Below are 11267 nucleotides of genomic sequence, written 5' to 3'. Positions count from 1 at the left end.
CGGGCGGCGGCATGGTCTCGCCCTCGTTCTTTGCGGTCAGCCGCGCGACGGAGGCGCCGATCTGGTCGAACGCCGACTGCGGCATCCAGAACAGCACGCCGGCGCCGATCAAGAGCAGCACCACGACCGTCAGCAGCGCGCGCGACGGCAGGCCGCCGGAGCGCCCACCGTTCCAGCGCGGCGTGTCGGAGACCACGCGGGCATTCAGCGCGCGGTTGGTTTCGGCCAGCGGTGCGCGTTGTGCGCCCGGCAGCTTGGCGAGCACAGGCGCCGGATCGATGCGCAGTGCGCGGCACACGCTGCTGGCCAGGGCCCGGGCGAACACCGGGTCGGGCAGCGAAGCGATGTCGTCGGCCTCGAGCGCGATCAGCTTTTGCGGCGGCACCTTGAGCGCCGCGGCCACCATCTCGATGTGCAGGCCGTGCGCTTCGCGCGCCTCGCGCAGCATGTCACCGGCCGTCTTGTGCGCGACGTCGCCTTCTGCCAGCGGCAGCGCCGCGGACGTCCCGAACTCCGAAACCCGTTCAGTCATTGAAATTCCCGCGCTCGTACGCCATTGCCTCCCGCGATTGAGGGAAACGTCGTTGCAATTGACCGCCCAGCTGCGCGACAGCCTCGCGGTTGTTGAGCTTCCGTTCGATCTTGATGCCGAGCCAGAGCGTCTCGGCATTGGCCGAGGGGCTGTTGTTGACACGGCGGACGTAGAACTGCGCGCGCGACCATTCTTCGCGCTGCGCCAGCACCGAGGCCAGGTTGAAGCCGACCACCGGATTGCCGGCGTCGAGCTCGTAGGCCTGCAGGAGGCTGCGCTCGGCCTGCGGCCGCTGGCCGGCCTTGAGCTCGCAGACCCCCTGGGTCATGAGCGTCTTGGCACGGTCGGCATAGCTGGGCACGGCCAGTGCCGCGGCGAACTGCTGCGCGGCGTCGCCGTAGCGATTCTGTTGGCACAGCAGCCAGCCATAGTTGTGGCGCGTGTTGGCGTCGCGCGGATTGATCGCGACCGCGCGGCGGAAGCTGTCTTCGGCCTGGCCGGCGTCGTCCAGCCGCATGTAGACCAGGCCGCGCAGGTTGTAGGCGTCGGCGTAGTTCGGGTCGATGGCCAGCACCTGCTTGAGTTCTTCGAGGGCGACCGAGGGCTGGCCGTGCTCGAAGTAGCCGGCCGCCAGTTCCATCCGCAGGCGGGCACGGCGACGGTTGTTTTCGTCGACGTCGGTCACGACACTGGTGCCGCTGTCGGCCCCACTGCCGACAAGCCCGGTGGTGGTGGTTCGCGTGTTGACGCAGCCCGCGAGAAGAAGCGCCACGGCGACGCTCGCGATTCCTGCGCCCAGCACTCGCTGCACGCTCGCGGTCGTCGTCGGAAAGGCCATGCTCATTGCGTCAATGCTCCTGGGGAACGGTGGTCTTGGGGGTCTTGGCGCGGGTCGGGTGCAGAACGACGGGACGCTCGGCCACCGCCGCACGGCGCTGGGCCATGCGCTCGGCCGCACGGGTGCGGTCTTTCACGTCGCCGGCGAGTTGTCCGCAAGCGGCGTCGATGTCGTCACCGCGCGTCTTGCGCACGGTGGTCACGAGGCCCGCTTCGCTCAGCGTGCGGGCAAAGGCCAGCACGCGCGGCTGCGGCGAGCGCAGCAGGCCCGACGCCGGGAACGGGTTGAACGGAATCAGGTTGAACTTGCACGAGACGTCGTGCTTGCGCACGAGCTCGATCAGCTGGCGCGCATGTTCGGGCTGGTCGTTCACGCCGTCGAGCATGCAGTATTCGAAGGTGATGAAGTCGCGCGGCGCATGCACGAGGTAGCGCTTGCAGGCCTCGAGCAGTTCGGCGATCGGGTACTTGCGATTGAGCGGCACGAGGTCGTCGCGCAGCGCATCGTTGGGCGCATGCAGCGAGACAGCCATGGCCACGGCGCAATCGGTGCCCAGGCGGTCGATCATCGGCACCACGCCGGAGGTCGACACGGTGACACGGCGGCGCGACAGCCCGTAGGCGTTGTCGTCGAGCATGGTGCGCAAGGCAGGCACCAGCGCCGAGTAGTTCTGCAGCGGCTCGCCCATGCCCATCATCACCACGTTGGAGATGACGCGCTCGCTGCGATTCAGGTGCTTGCGCAGGAAGTGCTCGGCGAACCAGAGCTGGGCGACGATTTCGCCCGTGGTGAGGTTGCGGCTGAAGCCCTGATGCCCGGTCGAGCAAAAGCGGCAGCCCACGGCGCAACCGGCCTGCGACGACACGCACAGCGTGCCGCGGTCGTCTTCGGGGATGAACACGGCCTCGACCGCATCGCCGCCGCCGACGTCGAACAGCCACTTGATCGTGCCGTCCTTGGATTCATGCTGCGTGAGGACCGACAGGGCCTCCACGCGCGCGGTGGTTGCGAGTTTCTCGCGCAGCGACTTCGCCAGATCGGTCATCTGGGTGAAGTCGCTGGCGCCACGCTGGTGGATCCAGCGGAACAACTGCGTGGCGCGGAATTTTTTCTCGCCGAGTTTTTCGCAGAACGCAGCCAGCCCGTCGAGATCGAATTCGAGCAGATTGGCTGTGGTCATGAATTCAGGCGAGCAACGGCTTCAGCGTGCGTAGACGTTGAGGCCGGCGAAGAAGAACGACACTTCGTTGGCAGCCGTTTCGGGCGCGTCCGAGCCGTGAACGGCGTTGGCGTCGATGCTGTCGGCGAAGTCGGCGCGGATGGTGCCGGCGGCTGCCTTCTTGGGGTCCGTGGCGCCCATCAGGTCACGGTTCTTGGCGATGGCGTTCTCGCCTTCGAGCACTTGCACGAACACGGGGCCCGAAATCATGAACTCGACGAGGTCCTTGAAGAAGGGACGCTCCTTGTGCACCGAGTAGAACTGCTCGGCTTCGTTGCGCGACAGGTGAACCAGCTTGGCGGCGACGATCTTGAGGCCGGCAGCCTCGAAGCGGGAAACGATCTTGCCGATGACGTTCTTGGCGACGGCGTCGGGCTTGATGATGGAAAGGGTACGTTCGATAGCCATTGAAATGCTTCCTGAGCTTTGATTTTGAAGTGTTTTGTCACAACTGCAACGAGTTTGTTTCGTGGCACGTCGACAAAGCCTCTGATTTTAACCGGCGCGACCTCCGGGATTGGTGAAAACCCCGCGAAAGGCCGCGCTCCGACGGCTGGCTTTCAGCGTCCGCGACGGCGTCCGCCGCCACCACCGCCAAAGCCACCACCGCCGCCTTGCGAGCCGCCACCACCGCCGCGACGTCCCGGACCGCCGCGCTGCTCCTTGCGCTGGCGCGAGAAGCTGTCGGCACCGATGTAGCCGAGCGAGGTCTTCATCGGATCGGGCTGGTTCGCACCGCCGCCACCGCCAGCACCCGCCGACCGGTTGCCACCGCCGCCCTGCCCTTGCCCCTGGCCGCCCTGACGGTTGCCGGGACCGGCGTTGCCACGGCGCCCCTGCTGTGGCGGACCACCATTGCCACCGCCCCGGTTGGGACCACCGCGCCCTCCACGCTCACCGCGCGGCGGACGACCGTCACCCAGCGGACTCGGGATCGGCGCTTCGCCGCGCGCTTCACGCGGCTGGCCACCGCCCATGTCGCCGTTGCGGTTGTTGTTGCCGCGGCGCTTCTTGTTCCGCCCATTGCGACCGCCGCCCTCCGGCCCACCGGGACCGCGTTGCGACGGACCCGCCGGTCGCGCCTGCGCCCCCCCCGAAGCCTGGAACAGCGCCTGGATGTCGCGCTCGTCGAGCTCCATCCAGGCACCGCGCTTGAGACCGCGCGGCAGCACCATCGCGCCGTAGCGGATGCGGATCAGCCGGCTGACCGCATGGCCCACCGACTCGAACAGGCGGCGCACCTCGCGGTTGCGGCCTTCGGAAATGGTCACGCGGTACCAGCAGTTGGAGCCTTCGCCGCCACCGTCTTCGATGGTGCCGAACTGCGCCATGCCGTCGTCCAGGCGCACACCCTCGAGCAGCTTCTTCTTTTCTTCGCTGGTGAGCGCGCCCAGCACGCGCACCGCGTACTCGCGCTCCAGGCCGAAGCGCGGGTGCATGAGCTGGTTGGCCAGATCGCCGGAGCTGCTGAACAGCAGCAGGCCTTCGGTGTTCAGGTCGAGCCGGCCGACCGACTGCCACTTGCCCTGCTGCAGACGCGGCAGCTTGCGAAACACCGTCGGGCGGTTCTGCGGATCGTCGTGCGTGACGACCTCACCCACGGGCTTGTGGTACGCGATCACGCGCGGCGGCGGCGGTGCGATGCGGTAGCGGATCGGCTTGCCGTTGATCTTGACCTGGTCGCCGTACTGGATGCGCTGGCCGATGTGGGCCGGCTCGTTGTTGACCGAGATGCGCCCCTGCAAGATGAGTTGCTCCATCTCGAGGCGCGACCCGAGGCCGGCCTGCGCCAGCACCTTGTGCAGCTTGGGCGAATCGGCCTCAGGCAGCAGCACGCGCTTGAGCGGCGGCACCTCGGGGCTTTCCTCGTCGGCATCGAACTGGCCGGAAATGACGTCGGCAAAACGGATCGGCTCGGTCGGCGGCGCATTGCGCTGCTCGCGCTCGGCGGCGCGACGGGCGCGGTCGAGGTCGTCTTCCTCTTCGTCGGGCTCGTCTTCCTCGTCGTCTTCGTCGTCCCCACGGTCGTCGTCCTGGTCTTCGTCGGACATCTGGGGACGCTGTGCTTCGACCGGCGCCGGCTCGTCTGCCTCGGCTGCCACCACTTCCGCAGCCACGGGCGCCACATCGGGCTGGACCGTCGCGGGAGCTTCCGCAGCAGGAGCGACTTCCGCCACGCTCACCAATTGCTCATCGGCAGCCGGAGCCTCGACCACCTTCTTCTTGCGGGGTGCACGCGGCTTCTTCGGCGCTTCCCCGGCTTCGCCCCCTGCCGGCTCTGCGGGCGCAGCGACGGATTCGACAGCAACTTCCGTCACCTTCTTGGGCGTGGCGGCCCGCTTCCGCTTCTTGACTTCGGGTTCGACCGGCAGCATCGCTGCGTCGTCGGTGTCGGATGAGCTCATGGGGTTTTTCCGGGAGAAACAGCGTGGGGGTCGTGGGGGTCGGTCTCGTCCGCTGCGGGGGACGGGACCTCAGATTCGGGTTCTTCGGGCGCGGCGGCCGCTTCGGGTTCGGCGGGCGGCTCGCCGGTTTCTGGCTCGGGCACAGGCAGCGCCTCATCGACGGGCTCGGCGGCCTCGGCGATCGCCACCACCTCTTCGGCAAACTCCGCCGCATCGGTCGAGACGACTTCCGCCAGTTCAGCCGACTCAGGCGGCGCATCGACCATGGCGAGTTCGGGCTGCACACCTTCTTCTCCATCCACCAGCGCTGCGGGCTCTGCAGATTCCGCAACGGCCTCTTCCGCCGCATCGCCGTCGATCGGCAGCCCCGGCTGGTCGCCCGCGGCCTGCTGCAGTGCGTCAACCAGCGCCGCCTGCTGCGCGGGCGTTTCCACCAGCGGCAGCTGGTCCAGCGAGGCCAGCCCCAGGTCGTCGAGGAACTGGCGGGTGGTCGCGTAGAGCGCGGGCCGGCCAACGGTTTCGCGGTGGCCGATCACCTCGACCCAGCCGCGGTCTTCGAGCTGCTTCAGGATCAGGGAGTTGATCGTGACGCCGCGGATGTCTTCCATGTCGCCGCGCGTGGCCGGCTGCCGGTAGGCAATGATGGCCAGCGTCTCGAGCGCGGCGCGCGTGTAGCGCGGCGGCTTCTCGGGATGCAGGCGATCGAGGGCATCGCGCATCTCGGGCCGGCTCTGGAAACGCCAGCCGCTGCCGACGCTCACCAGCTCCAGGCCGCGTTGCGCCCAGTCTTCCTGCAGTTCGAGCAACAGCACCTTGATCGTGTCCACGCCCAGCTCGTCGTCGAACAGCACGCGCATGTCGCGCACCGGCAGCGGCTGGCTCGAACAGATCAAGGCGGTTTCGAGAATGCGCTTGGCATCCGCCGTATTCATGGTTCGCGTTATCCGGAAAAAGGCGCCTGGCGACGCTTGTTCAGATGGATGGAAGGGGTAGGCGTTGCCGGCACGCGGCGAGTGCAACGCAAGGCCGGCATCGGGTGGCCGGCGCGGCCCTCGGGCCGTCAGGCGCGATTGTAATCCAGCCCCCAGGTCTGCAAAGCCTGCGCCAGATCGGGCGGCGGCGGAGAACGGAACTCCATCGCCTGCTGCGTGACGGGATGCACGAACGCCAGCCGGAACGCATGCAGCGCCTGCCGCGACAGACCCGCTGCGGGCGCGCCGCCATACAGAGCGTCGCCAACCAGCGGATGACCGATCGACGCCATGTGCACACGGATCTGGTGGGTGCGCCCGGTTTCGAGCGTGCAGCGCACCGCACAGCCGTCGGTGTGGCTGTCGAGCCGCTCGATCAGCGTGCGCGCGGTCTTGCCCGCATGGCGCTCCAGGTCGACCACGGCCATGCGCAGCCGGTTGCGCGGATCGCGGCCGATCGGCGCATCCACCTGCCGCGCCGCCGCGCCCTCCCAGGCCTTGTGGCCCATCGCCAGGTACTGGCGCTTCACGTCGCGCGCGGCGATCAGCGCCACCATGGCGTCCATCGCGGCCCGCGTGCGCGCTACCACCATCAGGCCGCTGGTGTCGCGGTCGAGGCGGTGCACGATGCCCGCGCGCGGCAGCAGCACGGCCTTCGGGTCGAGCGCCAGCAGCCCGTTCAGCAGCGTGCCGCTCCAGTGGCCCGGCGCCGGGTGCACCACCAGGCCGGCTGGCTTGTCGATGATCCGCAGGTGCTCGTCCTCGTGGACCGTGACCAGCTCCATCGCCTCGGGCCGGAAGGCCTGGCTCTGGGGCGTCGGCCGCAGCTCGATGCGCCCCGACTGGCCCGCGCGCACCGTGGCAGAGACCTTGGTGAGCGTGCGCCCTTGCAGCTCGACGGCGCCGGCCTCAATGAGTTGCTGAAGGTAACTGCGCGAAAACTCGGGCACCAGCGCCGCCAGGGCGCGGTCGAGCCGCTGCCCGTGCTGCGCTTGGTCAATGGCGAAGGGCCGCAGCTCGCTGGGCTCCGCGAGATCGGCGCTCTCTTCAGGTTCAGGCCCTTCCGGGGGATCGGTCAGGGGGTCGGTCGATATAATTGAGGGCAACTGTTTCACGAAAGCCGTATGTGATGTTTCGCGCCAAATTATCGGTCCCTGCCTGGATCGCGCTCAGCGCGGCGGCCCTTCTCGTCGCCGGTTGCGGTTCCACCACCAAGGAAGACAAGACCGCGAACTGGAGCCCCAACCGCATCTACTCGGAAGCCAAGGACGAAGTCGGCTCCGGCGCCTACGACAAGGCGGTGCCGCTGTACGAGAAGCTCGAAGGCCGTGCCGCCGGCACGCCGCTGGCCCAGCAGGCCCAGCTCGAGAAGGCCTACGCCCAGCACAAGGCCGGCGAAAAGGCCAACGCCATCGCCACGCTCGACCGCTTCATGAAGCTGCACCCGGCCAGCCCGGCGTTCGATTACGCGCTCTACCTGAAGGGCGTGATCAACTTCAACGACGACCTGGGTATGTTCGCGTTCCTGACGCGCCAGGACCTGTCCGAGCGCGACCAGAAGGCCGCCAAGGAATCGTTCGAATCCTTCCGCGAGCTCGTGACGCGCTTCCCCGAGTCGCGCTATGCGCCCGACGCGCGCCAGCGCATGAACTACATCGTGAACTCGCTCGCGCAGTACGAAGTTCATGTGGCCCGCTATTACTACTCGCGTGGCGCCTACCTGGCGGCCATCAACCGGGCACAGATCGCGCTGTCCGACTACCGCGAAGTGCCGGCGCTCGAAGAAGCCCTGTACATCATGGTGAAGTCGTACGACGCACTCGGCATGAAGGACCTGCGCGACGACGCACAACGCGTGCTGACCACCAACTACCCGCAGAGCACCTACCTGGCGAACGGCTTCAAGGGCAGCACCGACCCCTGGTGGAAGCTCTGGTAATCCAGCGCCTCCCGGTAGATATCAATAGGGTTTCCTGAGCGCGTCGATCGCGCTCTCGAAATCCGCTTCGGTTTCCAGCCGGCGCATCGGCGGCAACGCCGCCAGCAGCCGCCGGCCATAGCCCATCGCCACGAGGCGCGTGTCGCAGATTGCGAGCACGCCGCTGTCGGTTTCACGGCGGATGAGGCGCCCCGCCCCCTGCTTCAATGCCACGGCCGCTTCGGGCAGCGAATAGTCGCTGAACGAGCTGCGCCCCTGCGCTTCGAGCCGCTGCGAGCGGGCCTCCACCAGCGGATCGTTGGGCGGCGGAAACGGCAGCTTGTCGATCACCACGAACTGCAGCGCGTCGCCCGGCGCATCGAAGCCTTCCCAGAACGAGGCCGACGCGACCAGCACGCAGCCCGCGCGCCCGTTGCTGGCGCCTTCGCGAAAGCGGTCCATGAGCACGCGCTTGGGCAGCTCGCCCTGCACCAGCACCTCGGGTCGTGCCTGCGTCTCGAGCAGTTCGAATTGCTGGCGCATCGCGTCGCCGATGGTGCGCAGCGCGCGCAGCGTGGTGGTCAGCACCAGCGTGCGCCCACCGAGCTCGGCGGCGCCGTGCGCGGCCAGCTTGGCCACCTGCTGGCTGTGCGTGGGATCGTTGGGCTTCGGAAAGGCCCGCGGCACGTAGATCGCCGCCTGCGAGGCGTAGTCGAAGGGGCTTTGCACGCGCAGCACTTCGGCGTCGCGCAGGCCGCAGGGTTCGGTGAACCAGCGCAGCGTCGGGTCGTCGCCCAGCGTGGCGGAGGTGAAGACCCAGGCGCGGCGGCTGTCTTCCTGCGGTGGCGGCGGGACGGCGCCGTGCTCGGGGTCTTCCTCATCGTCGCCATAGGGCAAGTCGGACTCCACGGGCTCGTCGGCCAGCTTGAGCACCCGCTTGCGCATCGCATCGGCGATATCGAGCGGCGACTCGATCAGCCGCAGCTGCGTGCCCACGTCGACCCAGCGCACGGAGTCGAGCTCGCACGGCTGCGCGAAGCGTGCCGTGCGCTTGGCGAGCTGGCGCGCGCGCTCGTGCAGGCGCACGAAGTCGGGCGAGATTTCGCTCACCGTGTCCAGCCCGTCGGCGGCCAGCACGAAGGCGTCCTGCAGGTCGTCGAGTGCGCCTTGCCAGGCTTCGGCATTCACGCCCTCGGGGGCGGGGCCGATCCAGCGCAGCTTGGCGCCCGGCCATTGCTTGCCGACCACCAAGCGCAGTTCGCGCGCCGCGCGTTCGACGCCCGCCACCAGCTGCTGCCAGTCGACCAGCCCGCGCGCATGCTGCAGGCCGGCGCCGAGCATGTCGCGCGCGAAGTCGAGCGCCTGCCCGCTGCCGAGCTGCGCGCCCAGGAACTGCACGCCGGTCTCGTTGAGCTGGTGCGCCTCGTCGAACACGACGACGCTCACAGTCGGCAGCAGCTCGGCCATGCCGGTCTCGCGCACCGCGAGGTCGGCAAAGAACAGGTGGTGGTTGATGACCACGATGTCGGCCGCCAGCGCCTCGCGCCGCGCCAGGTTGACGTGGCAGGCCTTGAACTGCGGACATTGCGCGCCCAGGCAGTTCTCGCGCGTGGAGGTGATCAGCGGGATCAGCGGCGAACGTTCGTCGAGACCCGGCAGTTCGGCGAGGTCGCCGGTGCGCGTGGCTTTCGACCACTGCTCGATCTTTGCCAGCGTGCGCAGGCTGCCGCGCTCGGGCAGCGAGGCGTCGTGGCGCGCCATGTCGAGGCGGTGCAGGCACAGGTAGCTGCCCCGACCCTTCAGCAGCGCCGTGCGTATCGGCAGCGCGAAGGCCTCGACGAGGCGCGGCAGGTCGCGGCCGAACAGCTGGTCCTGCAGGGTCTTGGTGGCGGTCGAGAGCAGCACGCGCTCACCGCTCAGCAGCGCCGGCACGAGGTACGAGAAGGTCTTGCCCACGCCGGTGCCGGCCTCGACCACGAGCATGCCGCCGTCGGAGATGGTGCGGGCCACGGCCATCGCCATCTCGGTCTGGCCGCCGCGTTCGCGGAACTGCTCGGCGGCCTGCGACAGCACCCCGTCCTGCGCGAACGCATCGCGCACCTGGTTTTCGAGCGGCGACGTCACGCCGGTTCTTTCGGGTCGAGCGCGTTCTCGAGCTGGGCGATCTGGTCGCGCAGGGCGAGGCGGCGCTTTTTCAGGCGGCGCATCAGCAGTTCGTCCTGCGGCGTGCCGTCTTCCGAGAGCCGGTCGATGGTGGCGTCCAGGTCGGCATGCGCAATGCGCAGCTCGATCAGCTGACGGGAAAGGGAATGAAGATTGGAGTCCAACGGTGGGGGTGCGCGTGCCGCATGGGGCCGCGCGTGTTCATTCGATAATACGTCCTGACACGAACCCCAGAGAAGACAGAAAGCGCGCCTCTGGCGCCCCAGCGCTCATGACCCAAGGCTTTCGACTCGCCGCCGCCACCGGCCTCCACAAGGGGGATCGCCCCTACCAGCAGGACCAGGTGCTGTTGATGAGCCACCCTCGCACGCCGGGCTGCGTGCTCGGTGTCATCGCCGACGGCATGGGCGGACGCAGCGGCGGGCGCAAGGCGTCCGACCAGGTGCTCATGACCGCGCGCCAGCTCTTCACCCGCTACAGCCCCGAACGCGACGACCCCGCCGTCGTGCTGCGCCAGCTGCTCGAAGACGCCCACACGGTGATCAAGCTCACGGCGCTATCGAGCGAGCAGGAACCGCACAGCACGCTGGCCGCCTTCCTGATGAACCCCAAGGGCGACTGCGCCTGGATCCACGCGGGCGACTCGCGCATCTATCACTTCAACGACGGTGCGCTGATCAAGCGCACGCGCGACCATTCGTACGTGCAGGCGCTGGTCGATCGCGGCCAGATCAGCGAGGCCGAGGCCAACATCCATCCGCAGGGCAACATCCTGCTGGGCTGCCTGGGCATGACGACCACGCCGCCGCCCGTCGATCCGCACCACATCGCCAAGCTGCAGCCGGGCGACCTGCTGATGGCCTGCAGCGACGGCCTGTGGCACTACTTCTCACCCGAGGAACTGGCCAGCGTGCTGTACGCGCAGCCGCCGCGCGATGCGGTGGAAATCCTGGTGGGAGAAGCACGGCGCCGTGCGCGCGGCACGGGCGACAACATCTCGATCGCGGTGCTCAAGCTCGACCGGCTGCCCGCGGCGGCCTGAGCGCCCGCCCTCTTTCAAGGATCAGGGCGAGGAAGCCGCCGGTGCCGGTGGCAACGGCGCACCGCGCGGCTTGGTGCGCTCGGCGTTCTGGCGCTCGCGGTTGGCACGGTGTTCGGCGGCCCGCTTCTGCTTGTCCTCGAAGCGCGTGGTCGCGGCCGGCGCTTCGGCGCGGCGCTGGG

At 68.5% G+C, this 11267-nt stretch carries 11 protein-coding genes; 2 read left to right on the top strand and 9 right to left on the bottom strand.

Annotation, left to right across the window (positions count from 1 at the left end):
- From VBO01S_RS28950 to VBO01S_RS28920, 7 genes are all read right to left on the bottom strand, one after another.
- Positions 1 to 532 (bottom strand): helix-turn-helix domain-containing protein (locus tag VBO01S_RS28950; protein WP_169805101.1); only part of this gene is annotated, 532 nt, incomplete at its 3' end.
- The gene (gene pilW, locus VBO01S_RS28945) at positions 525 to 1376 is read right to left on the bottom strand and encodes a type IV pilus biogenesis/stability protein PilW (RefSeq protein ID WP_062481979.1); all 852 of its coding nucleotides are present in this window, start codon (positions 1374 to 1376) and stop codon (positions 525 to 527) included. The genes VBO01S_RS28950 and pilW, both read right to left, overlap by 8 nt.
- Positions 1377 to 1380: 4 nt before the next feature.
- Positions 1381 to 2550, bottom strand: coding sequence for a dual-specificity RNA methyltransferase RlmN (gene rlmN, locus VBO01S_RS28940; RefSeq protein WP_062481976.1), 1170 nt, complete (start codon positions 2548 to 2550; stop codon positions 1381 to 1383).
- Positions 2551 to 2571: 21 nt separating this feature from the next.
- Entirely contained in the window at positions 2572 to 2997 is a 426-nt protein-coding gene (gene ndk, locus VBO01S_RS28935) for a nucleoside-diphosphate kinase (RefSeq protein ID WP_013542117.1), read from the bottom strand.
- A 152-nt stretch (positions 2998 to 3149) separates the two neighbouring features.
- Entirely contained in the window at positions 3150 to 4994 is a 1845-nt protein-coding gene (locus VBO01S_RS28930) for a pseudouridine synthase (RefSeq protein WP_062481964.1), read from the bottom strand.
- Positions 4991 to 5926 carry an SMC-Scp complex subunit ScpB gene (gene scpB, locus VBO01S_RS28925; RefSeq protein ID WP_062481961.1) on the bottom strand — a complete coding sequence of 312 codons (936 nt, stop codon included), beginning with the start codon at positions 5924 to 5926 and terminating at the stop codon, positions 4991 to 4993. The genes VBO01S_RS28930 and scpB overlap by 4 nt, the downstream gene beginning before the upstream one ends.
- Positions 5927 to 6054: 128 nt before the next feature.
- Positions 6055 to 7071 (bottom strand): RluA family pseudouridine synthase, encoded by a 1017-nt coding sequence (locus VBO01S_RS28920; RefSeq protein ID WP_370682046.1) that lies wholly within the window; start codon positions 7069 to 7071, stop codon positions 6055 to 6057.
- A 23-nt stretch (positions 7072 to 7094) separates the two neighbouring features.
- Between VBO01S_RS28920 and VBO01S_RS28915 the strand changes: the two genes are divergently transcribed.
- Positions 7095 to 7904, top strand: a complete 810-nt coding sequence (locus tag VBO01S_RS28915; RefSeq protein WP_062481958.1) for an outer membrane protein assembly factor BamD — start codon at positions 7095 to 7097, stop codon at positions 7902 to 7904.
- 21 nt (positions 7905 to 7925) lie between these two features.
- On the opposite strand, the gene yoaA is transcribed toward VBO01S_RS28915, so the two are convergent.
- Entirely contained in the window at positions 7926 to 10007 is a 2082-nt protein-coding gene (gene yoaA, locus VBO01S_RS28910) for a DNA repair helicase YoaA (protein WP_062481956.1), read from the bottom strand.
- On the bottom strand, positions 10004 to 10210 hold the full coding sequence (locus VBO01S_RS28905) for an HP1242/YdcH family protein (RefSeq protein ID WP_062481953.1): 207 nt from the start codon (positions 10208 to 10210) through the stop codon (positions 10004 to 10006). Before VBO01S_RS28905 ends, yoaA begins: the two co-directional genes overlap by 4 nt.
- Before the next feature lie 107 nt (positions 10211 to 10317).
- On the opposite strand from VBO01S_RS28905, the gene VBO01S_RS28900 reads away from it, so the two are divergent.
- Entirely contained in the window at positions 10318 to 11088 is a 771-nt protein-coding gene (locus VBO01S_RS28900) for a PP2C family protein-serine/threonine phosphatase (RefSeq protein ID WP_062481950.1), read from the top strand.
- Positions 11089 to 11267: the final 179 nt, after the last annotated feature.

The organism is Variovorax boronicumulans NBRC 103145, from assembly GCF_001591345.1.
Classification (GTDB): domain Bacteria; phylum Pseudomonadota; class Gammaproteobacteria; order Burkholderiales; family Burkholderiaceae_C; genus Variovorax; species Variovorax boronicumulans.
The sequence above is the reverse complement of the archived record's forward strand: the minus strand, read 5'-3'. Positions and strand labels throughout refer to the sequence as shown.